Here is a 16,222-nt window from a genome sequence, read left to right as displayed (position 1 = left end):
CCCGTTCAATCGGCGGCCGGGAATCACTAAATGGAGTAGGGTAATGGGTCAGCTTGACCATCTTCTCGAAAAAAACCGGGCCTGGGCCGACGGCATCAAGGCCCAGGACCCCCAGTTCTTCCATCGCCTGTCGAACCAGCAGGCACCGGAATATCTCTGGATTGGCTGTGCGGACAGTCGCGTGCCGGCCAACCAGATTGTCGATTTGCTGCCCGGTGAACTGTTTGTTCACCGGAATGTGGCCAATGTGGTTGTGCATACGGACTTCAACTGCTTGTCGGTGCTCCAGTTCGCCATAGATGTGCTGAAGGTCAAGCACATTCTGGTGGTCGGACATTACGGTTGTGGTGGCGTAAGAGCAGCGCTGCTCAACGAGGGCTTCGGGTTGATCAGTAACTGGCTGCGACATGTGCAGGATGTGCGTGACCGACATCAGAAAGTGCTGGATGCCCTGCCGAAAGTGCAGGACCGGGTAGACCGGCTGTGTGAACTGAACGTGGTTGAGCAGGTAGGGCATGTGTGCCAGAACAACATAGTCCAGGGAGCCTGGAAGCGTGGTCAACCGCTGACGGTTCATGGTTTTGTCTACGACGTGGCCGACGGTATTCTCCGGGACATGGGGTTGTCGGTGTCTGGCGAAGAAGATCTTGAGCGTGTTCGACAAGCCAGCCTGGATGAGCTGATTCTGAGGCCGGTGCGCTCAGGGCGTCAGAAAATCGTCTAGAGAAGAATGTAAAATTGCGTCAAAAATTCGTGATGAGTGTCACTTCCTGACCCTCGGTGCCATCACAGTTGGTCACTTCCCGCTTTGGTAGAGTAAGTACTGCTTTAAGTGAGGAGGTGAACCGTGAAAGAACTGATGCAAAAGGCTCTGACAGCCTTAAATCATCGCAGAGGCGTTTCTATCGCGTCAGATGAGCACACCCAGGGACGCAAGCCTTCTGATAACCGACAACCTGAGGACTGGGGCATGTCCCCGGAAGATGCTCTGCGTGTGGGTACCGTTGCCCGATACAAGTGACCGCTATTTCCCTTCGCTCTGAAGCCCTGAGAGTCTGGCCTGCCATGGGAGACTCTAGGGCGCATTCCGGTTAAAGTATTCCGTTTTCGAGCCACCCAAACGGGATTGCCTGTTCAATGTCTTTGCCCAATTCCCACGAAGCCCTGTTGAAGAATCGCGACCTGCTGATAGGGGAGGTTGCCCTGTTGGGTGTTACTTCCGCTGGCCTGCTATCTGAGCTTTCCGAGTCCGGCGGTATCGCCATGAGTGAGCATGCGGGTGTTTGCGAAACGCTGCGAGGGCTGGAAAACTGGAAGGTCGGTTTCGGCTATGACGACCCGATCTTGAGTGCGGGTGCCTTCAACACCCTCGTGGTGTTTTTGCCAAAGGCTCGTGCCGAGCTGGAGTTGCGGCTGGCACTTGCCCGTTGGCTGGCGGCAAAAGGTGCCCGGCTGGTTCTGGTTGGTGAGAAAAAGGAGGGGGTTGCCGGGGCTGCCAAACAGTTAAAAACGGTGGCGCCGCGGGCGGCCAAAGTCGACAGTGCCAGGCATTGCCAGGTGTGGTGTGCAGAAGCCGTTGTTCCGCTGGCAGGGTTTGAGCTTCGGGAGTGGATGAGCTGGACCGGCATGGAATGCGCGGGTATTCATCTGGAGGTCGCCGGGCTTCCGGGAATTTTCAGCCATGGAGAGCTAGACGACGGCACCCGAATGCTTCTGGAAACTCTGAGCACCCACCCCTTGCACGCCCGTCACATTCTCGATTTTGCTTGCGGAGCGGGTGTGATCGGCGCCTGGCTCGATGCCCGGCAAAAACAAATGGAGCAGCCGGCAATCACGGTCGACGGGGTGGATGTGCAGTCCCAGGCTGTAACCTGTGCCCGGGCAACCTATCAGCGTAATGGTGTTTCTGGCGAAATAATGGCGTCGGACGGCCTGAGCAGTGTTGAGGGTGTCTGGTCGGCGATACTGAGCAATCCCCCCTTCCATAGCGGCGTGAGAACCGATATGTCCATGACCGAGCGTTTTCTGCGAGATGTGCTGCGGCATCTGAAGCCTGGCGGTGAGGTTCGCCTCGTTGCGAATGGCTTCCTGCCCTATGAGCCTTTGATGAAACGCTGCATCGGCCCGGTGGAGCGATTGCGCGAAGATCGCCGGTTTACCGTATACCGGGCTTTTCGTCGGCCCTGAAATAAAAAAGCCCCTGGGGTGAGGGGCAAAAGGTTTGCGTCCTGAAAAACGGAGCTAACCGGAAAAGGGATGTTCAGAGTGAACACCTGCAACGTTAGGGTTAATTTCTAGAATAATCAGCCTAAAATGGCACCTTTGTGACAAAACGCCCTCGGGATGCCTGAAATGACAACTGCTGAACTGGTTTATGCTGGCGGTACTCTGGTAGAGAACGAGCCCCGGACCCTGACTCTGAACCGGCCGGGTACCGGAGATCCGGCGCTCCGGGCCTGGGACGCGGCCGATGAGCTTCTGCTGACTGAGGCTCTAAGTGCCGCCAGTGGTCTTGCAGAGCTCAGGGTCCTGATCGTGGATGATCAATATGGCGCCCTGTCACTTGGTCTCTCCGGTTGGTCACCGGTGATCGTCACAGATAGTGCAACCCTGGTCTCAGCGCTGGACGAGAATGCTTCACTGAATCCTTCCTTAAATGCACCGGGCCAGCTACACAGCTGGATCTTCCCCCCTGAAGGGCCGTTTGATCTTGTGGTCATGCGAATTCCACGGCAGGCGGATTACCTCGGCTGGCTGCTGCGCTGGCTCAACGGCGTAATGGCAGACTCCGGTGTCCTGCTAGCTGGAGGCATGATCAAGCACCTCCCGGCCAGAAGCGTCGATGTCTTTGCTGAAGCTGTAAATACCGAACAGGTACTGCCGGCACGAAAAAAGGCGCGGGTCATTCGTTGCAGGAAGGGGAGTGCCCTTCTTGGAGATTGGCCGGGGATCTGGAAAGGCTATCTGCTAAACGGGCAAAGCAATTGCCGGGTTGACGCGCTGCCCGCTGTATTTGCGCGGGAAAAGCTGGATATCGGTACCCGGCTGCTGATGCCCCGCGTGGCAGAGGTGGTGATAAGTGCCGAACCCGGAGCCCGGGTTCTTGATCTCGCCTGTGGCAATGGCGTGCTTGGTTTAACGGCTCTGGCAGAGCGGCAGGATCTGCAGGTGTGCTTCAACGACGTATCGAGCCAGGCGGTGCTCAGCGCCCGCCACAATGTTGAACGGGCGTTTCCGGACGCGGAGGTGGCCTTTGTGCACGCCGACGGTATTGAGCCGGGGCAAGGCAGATTTGATCTTATACTCCTGAATCCGCCGTTTCACGAAGGAGGCGTGATTGGCGATCACATCGCCCTGCGTCTGTTCGAGCAGGCCGCCCGACATCTGTCGCCAGGCGGCATATTGTTGCTGGTCGGAAACCGCCATCTGGGCTATCACCGCAGCCTGCACCGGCATTTCTCGTCTGTATATCAGTTGGATGCCAGCCCAAAGTTCGTGGTCTTCCGGGCTGGCAATCGCTGACACGTCGGGCTGGTTATGGGCTGGCTAAAGGGTGGGTGTCGGGCGGTCATAGCCCAGTCGAGCCAGAGTATCCACAATGGTCTGAGTCTGGCTGTCTATTTCAATATTCACCCGCTCGCCTTCCTGAGCTGAGCCAAAGGTTGTGGCCCTGAGTGTTTCCGGAATCAGGTGGACATTGAACCGTCTACCCCGGACTTCGCCAATGGTCAGACTGGCACCGTTAATGGCTATGTAGCCCTTGGGGAAAATGTAGCGGGTCCACTCATCAGGCACTTCGAACCACAGGGTGACATTGTTCTCAGGGCGCAGGATTTCCACGATCTCTGCGGTGGTATGGATGTGACCGGACAGCAGATGCCCGCCAATCTCGTCCCCGATTCGGGCCGCGCGTTCAAAATTAACCGTGTCCCCGGCTTTCAGGTCCCCCAGTGTGGTCAGTCTCAGGGTTTCCTGCATGGCGTCGAAGTACAGCGCGCTGCCTTCCTGGCGGGTGACGGTCAGGCAGGTGCCATTGATGGCCACAGATGCTCCAATGGTGACGCCGCCCACTCTGTCTGCGGGGAAGCGGACAGCGAAGGTGCTCAGACCGGGTTCGGCAGTGACGTCTTCAATGGTTGCGATCCCCTGAACAATGCCTGTGAACATAACCTGACCTCATGAAGTGGTGTGCGGCTGCCGGTTTGGCAGGAGAGCAAAGGATAGCGAGCGGACCGCCCGATGCCAAGGTGGCGGCAAAGGATTCAAGAATCCGGTTTGGCAGTCGATACCTGTTAAAACCACCTTTAATCCGGACAACCTGCCATGGCTCAAAACCAGAGCAAAGCCACGCAAGCAGACGCGCCCGCTCAGGCTCCTGTGCTGCGGCCTGGCCGGGCTGCGGACCCTGTGCCCGCACCCTCGGCTACAGATGCACAGCCTTCGGTCCCGGCGACTGCCACGGACGGAGCCGTGGAGCTCGCATCACCCGGGCATGGTTCAGACGCTGCAGCTGCACCCGACGCCGGGACTGACGAGGATGGTGATAAGGCCAGTGGCAGTACAGAGCGGATGGTGGCGGAATCCAGGCAACGCAAGCTACGGCTGATGCTGCGACAGTGCGACCGCGTCCTGCTGATGGATTTTGATTTGCTGTCGATGAATGACTGGCCCGACAACTACACTCTGGCCGAGGCGCGCCGGGGACGGGACCTGTGGGTGTTCAGTGCACTGCTCGCGGCAGTCGTCTTTCTCAGCGGCTTGACCGGATTTGTGCCGGCCTGGATCGCAGGTGGCGGTTTTGGGGTCTTTGTGATGATCCTGCTGCTCGGAATACCGGTTGTTCGTCGAATCTACACGTCGAAACCATCCTACCTGGATCTCGTTGTCACCCGTCAGCGGATGCTTCGGGAGGCCAGGCGGCATGCCGCGCACCTGGAAGGCACCGACGGATTGATATGGCAGTGTGCCCATATGGCCGACTTTAATCCGGCCCTCAGGAATCCGCAGTTCAGTCACTTGCTGAGGCTGTCTGAAAGCCGCATTCTTCCCCGTCAGCTGACCCGGCGCGAGCATGTGCGCCTTTATCTGATATACCTGCTGGAGGCAGAGAAGGCCTTCGGTCGGGTTCAGAAGGCTTTTTTCGAGGGCAATCAAAAAGCCATTGACCATGGCTGGCAGGATGTTGCGGCAGAGCCGGAGCCCAGAACTTGACATAACTGCACTTCAAACGTATGTTTCAAACAGACGTTTGCTAGAGGCATTGAAAACAAAATGGCGCAGTCTGATACCGTTGACAGGATTCTCGATGCAGCCGAAGAGCTGTTCGCCGACCGTGGGTTTTCAGAAACCTCGCTCCGGATGATTACCAGTAAGGCTAAAGTAAATCTGGCCGCTGTCAATTACCACTTTGGCTCAAAAAATGCCCTCATCCATGCTGTCTTCGCGCGTTTTCTGACGCCGTTTTCTGCAACTCTTGAAAGCGCATTCGACGAACTTGAGGAGCGCTGTGAGGGTAAACCGCCCACGCTGAATCAAACGCTCTGGGCCCTGACGGAAAGTGCGGTAAGGATGCCTCAGCGGAACGAGAAGGGTATTTCCATCTTCATGCGCCTGCTGGGGCTCGCCTACACTCAGTCCCAGGGGCATCTTCGGAAGTTTCTGGAGCAGGAGTACAGCGAGCCTTTCAGCCGTTTCATGCGCCTCCTCAAGGAAGCAACACCGCAGTTGTCTTCAGTCGACCGTTACTGGCGCATTCAGTTCATGCTCGGAGCAACTGCGTTCACCATGTCCAGCAGTGATGCCCTGCGAGATATTCTGCAGAACAAGCTGGGTGTCGAGACTACGGTTCAGGAAATTGCCGCCCGGCTGGTCCCCTTTCTTGCCGCCGGTATGCAGGCAGAGGACGCCATGCTGATTCCGTCGCCTGGCAGCAAGGTCTCGGTTGCCTGAACTCCTTCCTCTCGGTTAGGCTTCCCTATCAATCCATAAGGGAGCCTGGCCGGTTTTGATTCACTCCACAGCAGTCCGAATCGACATTGATCTGACCTTCCAGAGCCTCAGCCTCCTGGCCGGAGACGGAGAGGTTCTTGCATCCTACCCGGTTTCAACCGCACGTAACGGCGCTGGCGAGCAGGATGGCACTGGCTGTACTCCCTTGGGAAGCCATTACATCCGTGCCAGCATCGGCTACGGACTTGCTCCGGGGACCGTGTTCCGTGCCCGGCGTCCTACCGGCGAAATTTACGGCCCCGAGCTTGCCCTGGAATATCCCGATCGCGACTGGATTCTCAGCCGGATTCTCTGGTTATGTGGCCGTGAGTGGGGAAAAAACCGGGGCCCGGGTGTCGATACTTTCCGCCGCTTCATATACATTCACGGCACGCCGGACAGCGAGCCCATGGGGGTGGCGCTGTCCCACGGCTGTGTCCGGATGCGTAACGCCGACGTGATTGACCTGTTTGATCGTGTCAGGCCGGGAACGGCTGTTTTTATCCGTTAAACCTTTTGTCTCAGAGGAATCCGATGATCGGGGATGTCGTGGCCATGGTGAATGGCTGGATTCAAAATTTCGGGCTGCTGTCAGAAAGCTGGCGTGTCGGTATTGTTGTCTTTGCGCTTGTGTTCGGAACAGCTACGGTAGCGTATATCGCCAGCCACATCATCGGGGCGCTGGAGCGCAAGTTCAGCGATACCAAAAACCTTTGGGATGATGCGATCTTGCACGCGGCCAGGAAGCCGGTCGTCGCGTTTGTCTGGTTGCAGGGGGTGTATTGGGCTGCCGAAGTGGCCCACCGGTACTCGGACGCGGAAATCTTCACCGCCAATGATGCTGTGCTCCGGATGGGTTTCGTTTTCGTGCTGGTCTGGGCGGTGCTGCGCCTGATCAAGGAGGGCGAGGGTATTCTTGTCTCTCCTCTCAAAATGCAAAAGCCCATGGACTACACCACCGTAAACGCGGTGAGCAAGTTGTCCCGTGCCGTGGTTATAATTACTGCCGTGCTGACTGTGATGCAGTCACTTGGATACAGCATGTCAGGGGTTCTGGCCTTCGGTGGTGTCGGTGGCATTGCTGTCGGTTTTGCCGCCAAGGATCTGCTGGCAAACTTCTTCGGCGGGTTTATCATCCACCTGGATCGCCCGTTCAAGGTGGGTGACTGGGTGCGGTCTCCGGATCGAAACATTGAAGGTACCGTGGAGCATATTGGCTGGCGCCTGACAACCGTCCGGACCTTCGACAAACGCCCGTTGTATGTGCCGAATGCGGTCTTTACCACCATTGCGGTTGAGAACCCCTCCCGCATGACCAATCGCCGGATTTACGAGACCATTGGTATCCGCTATGCCGATGTGAGCCAGATGGCAACCATAGTCGACGACATCCGGGCCATGCTGGAGCAACACGAAGACATCGACAGTGAACAGACGCTGATCGTGAATTTCCTGGAGTTCAACGCATCGTCTCTAGATATCATGGTTTACACCTTTACCAAAACGGTTCAGTGGGTTCGCTTCCACGAAGTGAAGCAGGATGTGTTGCTGAAAATCAGTGACATTATCGAGGGCTATGGAGCCGAGGTTGCCTTCCCGACTCGGACCTTGCATCTGCCGGAGGGGGTGAGGTTGACCGGCGCGGATCGCGACCGGGGCCGGGACGCGGAGGCGTCATCGGAAGAGGCGCCTGCGAAAACCGGGCAGCGCCAGATAACAGGGGAAGTGGAAGAGTCAGGAGATGCAGAATGACGTCGCCGGAGCAGCGTCACCCAGTTGGTATTGTCGGTGGCACCGGCCTGACGACCCTCGCAGGCCTGGAGATCACCGGTGAAAGGCAGCTCGAGACGCCCTGGGGTGTTCCTTCGGCGCCTCTGGTTGAGGGTCGGCTGGGAGCCCAGCCCGTTGTCTTTCTGTCCCGCCATGGCAATCCGCACCGCATCCCGCCCCATCAGGTGAACTACCGGGCCAACCTTCGCGCTCTGTACGATGCTGGCGTGCGAACGGTGATCGGGGTGAATGCCGTTGGCGGGATTCACCGGGACATGGGGCCCGCCCATGTGGTTATTCCCGATCAAATCATTGATTACACCTGGGGTCGTGCGAGCACATTTTTCGAGGGCGATCTGGAGTCGGTGACCCACATCGATTTCACCTGGCCCTATGACGAGAGTGCCCGCCAGATTCTGGTGGATGCCGCTGGCGCCGAGAAAGTGCCGTTTTCGGGTTTTGGAGTCTACGGCGCAACCCAGGGGCCGCGACTGGAAACGGCTGCCGAGATTGTCAGGATGGAGCGGGACGGCTGCGATCTGGTGGGTATGACAGGCATGCCCGAGGCGGCCCTGGCAGCCGAGCTGGGGATGCGCTACGTCTGTCTCGGACTGGTGGTGAATTGGGCGGCCGGCAAATCCGACCACATCATCACGATGGCGGAAATTGAGGAGGCCATTGAGCAGGGAATGTCCGGAGTCAGGCGAATCCTTGAGGTCTCAATGGCCGGTCTTGGTGTACTTACTCCGCTGCCTCAATCTTCTTGAAGAAAACCAGAACGCCGATGGTGGGGGAGTCCAGAAAGTGGACTTCCTCGCTCCGCATCCGGCGTGTTTCCCGAATCCAGGTGAGCAATTCCAAGGGCGCCGGTTCAGCCCTGAGGGCCTGCGGTTGAGCGGCGGACCCGCTGGTTGAGCCTGTGGCCGGGTTTGCGCCCTCGGGGGTGGGCGCCTCTTCAGGAGTTGCTGCCGGGGCTGCTCCGGGCATCGGCTCATCAATTGCGGGCCGCTCCTCTTTCGCAGGCTGCCAATGGTTCAGGTGAACACCCACGTGGAGGTAGCGCTGGCGGTCGATGGTGATGTGGCCTTCCACCTCGCGGGTTCCTGCGCCTTCGATCCAGTCGCCTGCCTCGATCCTCAGGGGGATGCCTTCATAATCCGGCGGGAAGGCTTCGTACCAGCCGGCGCTGACCAGTACCCGGTATCTGCCGCTGCGCTCCAGTCGTTGGGCTGCGTTCGCAAGATACAGCTCATTCCGAGGCACCAGGTCCAGCGTGGTTTCTGTTGACCCGCCCTGAAGCACCGACCAAAGCACCTCATTTGTCTCGATCGGAGGTTCCACGGTCCGGCCCGACATGCGTTCGTTCACCGCCTCAGGCTCGACAATCCGCTCAAGAATGACGAGTTCTGCCCGGTAATAGTCCGCAGGAATCGATTCTCCCGGTTCCAGTGGCAAATTGGCGCGCTCAGGTTGCTGGGCACTGCCAGTGAGTGAAAAAGTCAGCAGGAGCGCTGTCAGAATGGCCCGTGTCGCGTATCGGAGCCAGCGAATTTCATCAATCTGCAAGGGTCGTACTCCACATGTTGATCGGGCGTTCATGAGCCGGATGCGCCACGTTTGGCAGGTTCCAGCTCACCAAGCATCCGGGAAATGCCGTCGAGTTTACCACCGGTTGTGGCATCCTTCAGCCGAAAACGGAAGCTGTTGGCACCTTCAAGCCGATATTGGTCCGGCCCGGATTGCACCTTTTTAACCAACACCAAGGGGTCCACCGGTGTCGAGCTGCCGAATTCCAGGCGCGCCCATTCCTTGCCGGCATCGACTTTTACGATGCCCAGGGCCTCGGCCTCAAGCCGAAGCTCGGTCTGGCGGATCAGGTTCTTAGCGGGATCCGGTAATAATCCGAACCGGTCAATCATCTCAACCTGAAGTTCTTTTAATGCGTCGATGTTATCCACGCTGGCAATTCGTTTATACAGCATCAGTCGATTGTGGACGTCCGGCAGGTAATCCTCTGGAATCAGCGCGGGAATGCGCAGATTCATTTCGGTGCCATGGCTCAGGGGCAGGTCTGCGTTAGGTGTCCGGCCCTCACGGATGGCCTTGACAGCTTCATCCAGCAACTGCATGTAAAGGGTAAAGCCGATGCTCTCGATCTGTCCGCTCTGTTCTTCACCAAGCAACTCGCCGGCGCCCCGGATTTCCAGATCGTGGGTGGCCAGCATAAAGCCTGCACCCAGGTCCTGTGCTTCCGATATCGCTTCAAGGCGCTTTTTGGCATCCGCCGTGATCGATTTTGGCGGCGGCGTCAGCAAATAGGCGTAGGCCTGGTGGTGGGAGCGACCCACGCGCCCACGGAGCTGATGCAGCTGGGCCAGGCCGAACTTGTCGGCCCGTTCGATAATGATGGTATTGGCGCTCGGGATGTCGATGCCGGTTTCGATAATGGTGGTGCAAACCAGCACATTGAAACGCTTGTGGTAGAAATCCGACATAATCTGTTCCAGGTCCCGTTCCCGCATCTGGCCATGGGCCACGCCCACGCGGGCCTCGGGAATCAAGGCCCGGAGGTCCTGAGCGGTTTTTTCAATGGTGGCCACATCGTTATGGAGGAAGTACACCTGACCGCCCCGGAGAATTTCCCGGAGAATGGCTTCCTTGACCATGGGGTTGTCCCGCTGCCGGACAAAGGTTTTCACCGACAGTCGCCGGGCCGGCGGGGTGGCGATGATCGACAGGTCCCTCAGGTGTCCCATGGCCATGTTGAGTGTACGCGGAATCGGCGTCGCTGTGAGGGTGAGCATGTCGACTTCCGCTCTCAGCGCCTTAAACTTTTCTTTCTGTTGAACCCCGAAGCGGTGCTCTTCGTCGATGATCACCAGCCCGAGATTTTTGAATCGGATGTCGCTCTGAAGCAGTTTGTGGGTGCCGATCACAATGTCGGCGTTGCCATTTTCGATGGCTTCCATCGCCTTGCTGGTCTGGCCGGCCGAGCGGAAGCGGCTGAGTAGCTCCACCTGCACGGCCGTATCTGAGAACCGGTCCCGGAACGACTCGTAGTGTTGCTGTGCCAGCAGGGTTGTTGGCACCAGGACGGCAACCTGTTTGCCGGACCAGGTCGCCATAAACGCAGCCCGCATGGCCACTTCGGTTTTGCCGAAGCCGACGTCACCACAGACAAGGCGGTCCATGGGGCGTTCGCTGGTCATGTCTTCAATAACGGACTCAATGGCTATCTGCTGGTCTGGGGTCTCCTCGAAGGGGAAGCCGGCGGCAAAGGCCCGGTACGCTTCTTTCGGATCTTCAAAGCTAAAACCCTTGCGGGCCTCTCGGCGTGCGTAGACATCCAGAAGTTCCGCTGCGGTGTCGCGGATCTTCTCCAGTGCTTTCTGTTTGGTTGTGCTCCAGCGATCCGTGCCGAGTTTGTGCAGCGGGGCGTGCTCGGTGTCGTTGCCGGCATAGCGGGAAATCAGGTGCAGACTGGAGACCGGCACATAGAGCTTGGAGCCGCCAGCGTATTCCAGCATCAGAAATTCGCTGGCTTCGCCCTCAACCGTAATGGTCTCCAGGCCCCGGTAGCGGCCGACGCCGTGGTCGATATGGACCACAGGGGCGCCGATTCGCAGCTCCGACAGATCCCGAAAGCCGGCGTCGTCGGTTTCCGTGGGTTTTTCCCGTCGCCGCCTTTGCAGTACCCGCTCTCCGAAGAGCGCGGTTTCGGTAATCAGAGCAACTGCGTGGTCCGGAAGCAGGAGTCCCTGCTCCATCGGAGCAATGGTTATGCCCAGGGCGCATGTGCTGTCCTCCAGAAACGCCTGCCAACCGGTGAGGGTCTCAAGTTCAAGGCCTTGACCTTCGAGGTTCTCGATCAGCGCCTCTCGCCGCCCGGATGATTCTGCACAGATCAGCACCCGGCCCTTGAACTCCCCGAGAAACCGTTTCAATCGACCCGAAGGGTCTGCGGCGCGGCCGTCCATGGCAATGTCCGGCAAGGTTTCACTGGGGCAATTGAACGATCCGGAGGCGTCTGAGGTTTCCGACGAAATCGATACTCTGGGAAAGGCCTTCAGGTGCCCGAACAGTTCATCCTGCTGCAAGAACAAGTGTCCAGGGGGCAGGATTGGCCGCAATCGATCGTGGCGGCGGTCCTCGTACCGATTCCGGGTTTCGGCATCGAAGTGGCTGACGGCTTCGTTCAGTTCGGCGGCGGTAACTACATGGGTTGTGCCCGGAAGGTAATCGAACAGAGTCGCTGTTTCGTCGAAGAACAGGGGCAGATAGTACTCGATGCCCGGGGGGGTGATGCCGTGGGTCACATCCTGATAGATGGGCGTGTCTTTGTCGGAGCTGGGGAATTGTTCGAACCAGCGGCTGCGAAACCCCGAGCGGGCCTCTTTATGCCAGGGGAACTCGTAGGCGGGCAGCAGCTCGATGCGGCCTATGCGGTCGATGGAGCGCTGGGTCTCCGGGTCGAAGGTCCTGAGTGTTTCGATCTCATTATCGAACAGGTCGATCCGGTAGGGCAGACTGGCACCCATGGGAAAGATGTCGAGGATCGAGCCACGAACGGCATATTCCCCATGCTCGTAAACGTTTTCCGCGTGCCGGTATCCGGCGGCTTCCAGTTGCATGCGCCAGCTGTCGATGTCCAGGGACTGGCCGACTTCCAGCAGAAGTGTGTTGCCCTGCAGATAGTTGACCGGCGGTAGCCGGTGCATGAGCGTTCGCGCCGGCACCACGAGCACGCCGTGGCTGGTGGCCGGCAGCCGGTGCAGGGTGCGGATACGCCGCGAGGTAATGTCCTGGTGCGGTGAAAACAGGTCGTAGGGCAGGGTTTCCCAGTCGGGCAGTGACAGCAGCTCCAGTCCGTCCTCGCTCACTGCCGGGCCATCTTCTTCGGCGGGCAGGCCAAGGAAAAAGCGCATGGCCTGTTCCAGGCGAATGGCATCGTCGGTGCTGCGGGTAATTACCAGCGTCAGGCCCTTGTGGGCGCGGGCACTTTCACAGATGGCCAGCGCGTCACTGCTGCCGTGCAATTGGCCCCACGTGCGATGATCGGCCGGCCGGCGTGGAAATTCCGGGGCAATCAGAGTTTGGGACGACGGGCGTTTGGTTGCACCTTGGCTCATGGGCAGTCTGGTTCTCCTGCTGTGGATGTCCGGGAGGCGGCGAGCCGCGTATTCTAGCGCTCGCAGATGGCGCTGTCATGGTCGCCCCGGCTGGCGGGCCTGCCAGCCTGCGGCGATGAAAAATTGTTACGAAGGTCTTGGGCGCCTGTATTTGCGGTCGGCTGGATTAAATTGGATAATATGCGCGCCAAATTCCAACTGCCAACTGCAGAGGTCCAAGCGTGAGTCACGAACAGATCAATCAGTACCTGTCTAACTGGACAGAGCGAGAATCCACCGCGGAAGCCATGATTCCGCTGATCGGCCGCCTCTACCGCAAGAACAACGTGGTAACTTCTGTATACGGTCGCGCCATCATCAACCAGTCGGTGATCGATATCATTCGTGCCCACCGTTTCGTGCGCCAGGTTGAGGATAGCGAGCTATCTGTTCACGACACCCTGCCGATCCTTCAAGTCATGGACAAGCTGGAGCTTGGCCGTGCCCACGTCGACATTGGCAAGCTGGCGGTGAAGTTCAAAGAAGACGGTGGCGACCTCACCGAATTTTTGAAGCGCGAAATCGGCCCGGTGGTTGGTCAGTATGCGGCGCAATCCGAGGAAGACGCCAACAACGACACCAAAGATGTGGTTCTTTACGGATTTGGACGTATTGGCCGTCTCCTGGCGCGCATCCTGATTGAAAAGGCCGGTGGCGGCAACAATCTTCGCCTGCGTGCCATCGTGGTTCGCCAGGGTGGTGCGGAGAATGATCTCGAGAAGCGTGCCAGCCTTCTGCGCCGCGACTCTGTTCATGGCCCGTTTGACGGTACTATATCCGTTGACGAGAAAGAATCGGCCCTGATTGCCAATGGCAACTACATCAAGGTGATCTACTCCGATGGCCCGGATAAGGTGGATTACACCAAGTACGGCATCAATAACGCGATCGTCATTGATAACACCGGTATCTGGCGTGATGAGGCCGGACTTGGCCTGCACCTCAAGTCAAAGGGTGTCAGTCGTGTGATGTTGACTGCGCCTGGCAAGGGCGACATCAAGAACATTGTGTATGGCATCAATAACGACTGGATCACGAATGAAGACAGGATCCTCTCAGCGGCTTCCTGCACCACCAATGCCATTACCCCGGTTCTTAAGGCGATCGAAGACGAGTATGGCATTGAGGACGGTCACGTTGAGACCGTTCACTCGTACACCAACGACCAGAATCTGATCGATAACTATCACAAGGGTAGTCGCCGTGGACGCAGTGCGGCCCTGAACATGGTCATTACGGAAACCGGCGCCGCCAAGGCAGTTGCCAAGGCGTTGCCGGTTCTCAAAGGCAAGCTGACCGGTAATGCCATCCGTGTGCCGACGCCCAATGTTTCGATGGCGATCCTGAATCTCAATCTCAAAAAGGACGTTGATGTTGAGGGGGTTAATGATTACCTGCGGGACATGGCTTTGCACTCCGAGTTGCAGAAACAGATCGATTTCGTGAACTCTCCGGAAGTCGTTTCCACCGATTTCGTGGGTTCCCGCCATGCCGGTATTGTCGACGCCCAGGCGACCATTGCCGCTGGCAAGCGCCTGATCCTGTACGTCTGGTATGACAACGAATTCGGCTACAGTGCCCAGGTTATCCGCGTCGTTAGCCAGATGGCCGGCGTAAGTTACCCGATCTTCCCCAAACGTGCGAGAGACTGAGCAAATCGCACTGACCTGGTGAGGTGAAAGGTATGAAAGCCCCGACAGTGAATGCTGTCGGGGTTTTTTGTTTTATCGGTCTGTGAATCAGGCGGTTTACGTTCGGGCACAAACCTGTTCCGGTTTCTGGTGGAAATAGGATTCCTTAAACTCTATAATTGGCGCGATTTTGGGTATGTCTGGCACTCCGTTTCTCATCATTTTCTGGGCCGCAGGTGTCGGGCGTTACAAATCCATTGAAAAGTTTCTGATGATTGGACGAGGCTAATGATTAAGATCAAAAAAGGCCTGGATCTTCCCATCAGCGGCGCACCCGAACAGACCATTACAGACGGCAAACCCGTTCGCCACGTGGCGTTGATCGGTTTTGACTACAACGGCATGAAGCCGACGATGGCTGTGAAAGAAGGGGACCGTGTCAAGCGCGGTACGCTGCTGTTCACGGACAAGAAGACCGAAGGCGTTCGTTACACTTCACCCGCCGCCGGCGTAGTGAAAGAGATCAATCGTGGTGAGCGTCGTGTTTTTCAGTCGATCGTTATCGAAATTGATGGCGATGAGGCTGAGACCTTTGCACGTTACACCGAAGCGGACCTTGCCGGCCTTGAGCGCCAGCAGGTCATTGATAATCTGGTGGAATCCGGTCTGTGGACGGCGTTCAAGACGCGCCCTTACAGCAAGGTTCCCGAGATCGATTCCGCCCCTCACTCCATTTTCGTGCCGGTGATGGACACCAATCCGCTGGCAGCGGATCCGACGGTCGTCATTGGAGAGAACAGCCAGGCGTTCGAGAAAGGCCTGACGATCCTCACCAAACTGACCTCCGGCAAGGTTTTTGTTACCGGTAAACCGGGATCCAATGTTGCTGTTCCCAAGTCTGATGCCATCGAAGTGCATCAGTTCGATGGTGTGCATCCGGCCGGCAATGTAGGTACCCATATCCACCATCTGGATCCGGTATCCGGCAGCAAGACCGTCTGGAGCATCAATTATCAGGACGTAATTGATATCGCCAAGCTGTTCGAAACGGGAGAAGTTCCGGTCGAGCGGATTGTGGCTATTGGCGGTCCTAAGGCCCAGAAGCCTCGCCTGGTCCGCACTCGTCTGGGCGCCAGTCTTCCGGAACTTCTTGATGGTGAGATTGCCACGGACTGCGAAGTGCGGGCGATTTCAGGTTCTGTGTTCGGTGGTCGTCGCGGCGATGGCCCCTGTGCGTATCTTGGTCGGTTTGCCAACCAGGTTTCGGTGCTGGAAGAGGGCAACAAGCGTGAGTTCATGGCCTATCTCTCACCGGGAGCCAACAGGTTTTCTGTCATGAACATCTACCTGTCTAAACTGGCCGGCGGTAAGCGGTTCGATATGACCACCACTACCAACGGCAGTGAACGGGCGATGGTGCCGGTGGGCATGTACGAAAAGATCATGCCACTGGACATTCTTCCAACCCAGTTGCTGCGTTCGCTGATCGTTGGCGATACCGAGATGGCGCAGAAACTCGGCGCGCTCGAGCTGGATGAAGAAGATCTGGCGCTGTGCACCTTCGTGTGCCCGGGTAAATATGAATACGGTCCGATTCTCCGCGAGAACCTGACCCGAATCGAGATCGAGGGCTAATACGATGGCAATCAGACAGTTTCTCGATGG

Annotated in this window: 14 protein-coding genes; 11 read left to right on the top strand and 3 right to left on the bottom strand. The window is 57.8% G+C overall.

Translation table 11 applies throughout. The features are described from left to right. The first annotated feature begins 43 nt into the window (after window positions 1-43). From can to ACN0XM_RS06350, 4 genes are all read left to right on the top strand, one after another. The gene (gene can / locus ACN0XM_RS06365; RefSeq protein ID WP_417566089.1) at window positions 44-724 is read left to right on the top strand and encodes a carbonate dehydratase; all 681 of its coding nucleotides are present in this window, start codon (window positions 44-46) and stop codon (window positions 722-724) included. 123 nt (window positions 725-847) lie between these two features. Beyond that, window positions 848-1,021, top strand: coding sequence for a hypothetical protein (locus ACN0XM_RS06360; protein WP_417566088.1), 174 nt, complete (start codon window positions 848-850; stop codon window positions 1,019-1,021). Window positions 1,022-1,137: 116 nt separating this feature from the next. After that, window positions 1,138-2,187, top strand: coding sequence for a methyltransferase (locus ACN0XM_RS06355; RefSeq protein WP_417566087.1), 1,050 nt, complete (start codon window positions 1,138-1,140; stop codon window positions 2,185-2,187). Window positions 2,188-2,352: 165 nt separating this feature from the next. Further along, complete coding sequence (locus ACN0XM_RS06350) at window positions 2,353-3,522, top strand: class I SAM-dependent methyltransferase (RefSeq protein WP_417566086.1); 1,170 nt, start codon at window positions 2,353-2,355, stop codon at window positions 3,520-3,522. Window positions 3,523-3,546: 24 nt separating this feature from the next. On the opposite strand, the gene ACN0XM_RS06345 is transcribed toward ACN0XM_RS06350, so the two are convergent. Beyond that, entirely contained in the window at window positions 3,547-4,167 is a 621-nt protein-coding gene (locus ACN0XM_RS06345; RefSeq protein ID WP_417566085.1) for a riboflavin synthase subunit alpha, read from the bottom strand. Window positions 4,168-4,323: 156 nt separating this feature from the next. Between ACN0XM_RS06345 and ACN0XM_RS06340 the strand changes: the two genes are divergently transcribed. Genes ACN0XM_RS06340 through ACN0XM_RS06320 form a run of 5 tightly spaced genes read left to right on the top strand, consistent with a single transcriptional unit; the run spans window position 4,324 to window position 8,525 of the window. After that, window positions 4,324-5,211 carry a hypothetical protein gene (locus ACN0XM_RS06340; protein WP_417566084.1) on the top strand — a complete coding sequence of 296 codons (888 nt, stop codon included), beginning with the start codon at window positions 4,324-4,326 and terminating at the stop codon, window positions 5,209-5,211. 60 nt (window positions 5,212-5,271) lie between these two features. Then, window positions 5,272-5,949 carry a TetR/AcrR family transcriptional regulator gene (locus ACN0XM_RS06335; RefSeq protein WP_417566083.1) on the top strand — a complete coding sequence of 226 codons (678 nt, stop codon included), beginning with the start codon at window positions 5,272-5,274 and terminating at the stop codon, window positions 5,947-5,949. Between the two features lie 55 nt (window positions 5,950-6,004). Beyond that, window positions 6,005-6,499, top strand: coding sequence for a L,D-transpeptidase family protein (locus tag ACN0XM_RS06330; RefSeq protein WP_417566082.1), 495 nt, complete (start codon window positions 6,005-6,007; stop codon window positions 6,497-6,499). Window positions 6,500-6,522: 23 nt separating this feature from the next. Next, window positions 6,523-7,740, top strand: coding sequence for a mechanosensitive ion channel family protein (locus tag ACN0XM_RS06325; protein WP_417566081.1), 1,218 nt, complete (start codon window positions 6,523-6,525; stop codon window positions 7,738-7,740). Continuing rightward, the gene (locus tag ACN0XM_RS06320) at window positions 7,737-8,525 is read left to right on the top strand and encodes an S-methyl-5'-thioinosine phosphorylase (protein ID WP_417566080.1); all 789 of its coding nucleotides are present in this window, start codon (window positions 7,737-7,739) and stop codon (window positions 8,523-8,525) included. Before ACN0XM_RS06325 ends, ACN0XM_RS06320 begins: the two co-directional genes overlap by 4 nt. Here the strand turns inward: ACN0XM_RS06320 and ACN0XM_RS06315 are convergent. After that, window positions 8,500-9,324, bottom strand: a complete 825-nt coding sequence (locus ACN0XM_RS06315) for a CsiV family protein (RefSeq protein ID WP_417566079.1) — start codon at window positions 9,322-9,324, stop codon at window positions 8,500-8,502. The genes ACN0XM_RS06320 and ACN0XM_RS06315 overlap by 26 nt on opposite strands. Before the next feature lie 29 nt (window positions 9,325-9,353). After that, complete coding sequence (mfd, locus tag ACN0XM_RS06310; protein ID WP_417566078.1) at window positions 9,354-12,887, bottom strand: transcription-repair coupling factor; 3,534 nt, start codon at window positions 12,885-12,887, stop codon at window positions 9,354-9,356. A 236-nt stretch (window positions 12,888-13,123) separates the two neighbouring features. Between mfd and ACN0XM_RS06305 the strand changes: the two genes are divergently transcribed. Both ACN0XM_RS06305 and ACN0XM_RS06300 read left to right on the top strand, forming a co-directional pair. Beyond that, on the top strand, window positions 13,124-14,578 hold the full coding sequence (locus ACN0XM_RS06305) for a glyceraldehyde-3-phosphate dehydrogenase (RefSeq protein WP_417566595.1): 1,455 nt from the start codon (window positions 13,124-13,126) through the stop codon (window positions 14,576-14,578). Between the two features lie 267 nt (window positions 14,579-14,845). Continuing rightward, the gene (locus ACN0XM_RS06300; RefSeq protein WP_417566077.1) at window positions 14,846-16,192 is read left to right on the top strand and encodes a Na(+)-translocating NADH-quinone reductase subunit A; all 1,347 of its coding nucleotides are present in this window, start codon (window positions 14,846-14,848) and stop codon (window positions 16,190-16,192) included. Window positions 16,193-16,222: the final 30 nt, after the last annotated feature.

Origin of the sequence: Marinobacter sp., from assembly GCF_048269445.1 — a bacterium.
Classification (GTDB): Bacteria; Pseudomonadota; Gammaproteobacteria; order Pseudomonadales; family Oleiphilaceae; genus Marinobacter.
This window is presented reverse-complemented; position numbering and strand designations above follow the sequence as displayed.

Excerpts from the sequence above, each read along its gene's own strand:
- can (WP_417566089.1), top strand. The coding sequence starts at position 44 with ATGGGTCAGCTTGACCATCTTCTCGAAAAAAACCGGGCCTGGGCCGAC.
- ACN0XM_RS06345 (WP_417566085.1), bottom strand. The coding sequence starts at position 4,167 with ATGTTCACAGGCATTGTTCAGGGGATCGCAACCATTGAAGACGTCACT.
- ACN0XM_RS06300 (WP_417566077.1), top strand. The coding sequence starts at position 14,846 with ATGATTAAGATCAAAAAAGGCCTGGATCTTCCCATCAGCGGCGCACCC.
- ACN0XM_RS06320 (WP_417566080.1), top strand. The coding sequence starts at position 7,737 with ATGACGTCGCCGGAGCAGCGTCACCCAGTTGGTATTGTCGGTGGCACC.
- ACN0XM_RS06335 (WP_417566083.1), top strand. The coding sequence starts at position 5,272 with ATGGCGCAGTCTGATACCGTTGACAGGATTCTCGATGCAGCCGAAGAG.
- ACN0XM_RS06355 (WP_417566087.1), top strand. The coding sequence starts at position 1,138 with ATGTCTTTGCCCAATTCCCACGAAGCCCTGTTGAAGAATCGCGACCTG.
- mfd (WP_417566078.1), bottom strand. The coding sequence starts at position 12,887 with ATGAGCCAAGGTGCAACCAAACGCCCGTCGTCCCAAACTCTGATTGCC.
- ACN0XM_RS06350 (WP_417566086.1), top strand. The coding sequence starts at position 2,353 with ATGACAACTGCTGAACTGGTTTATGCTGGCGGTACTCTGGTAGAGAAC.
- ACN0XM_RS06325 (WP_417566081.1), top strand. The coding sequence starts at position 6,523 with ATGATCGGGGATGTCGTGGCCATGGTGAATGGCTGGATTCAAAATTTC.
- ACN0XM_RS06340 (WP_417566084.1), top strand. The coding sequence starts at position 4,324 with ATGGCTCAAAACCAGAGCAAAGCCACGCAAGCAGACGCGCCCGCTCAG.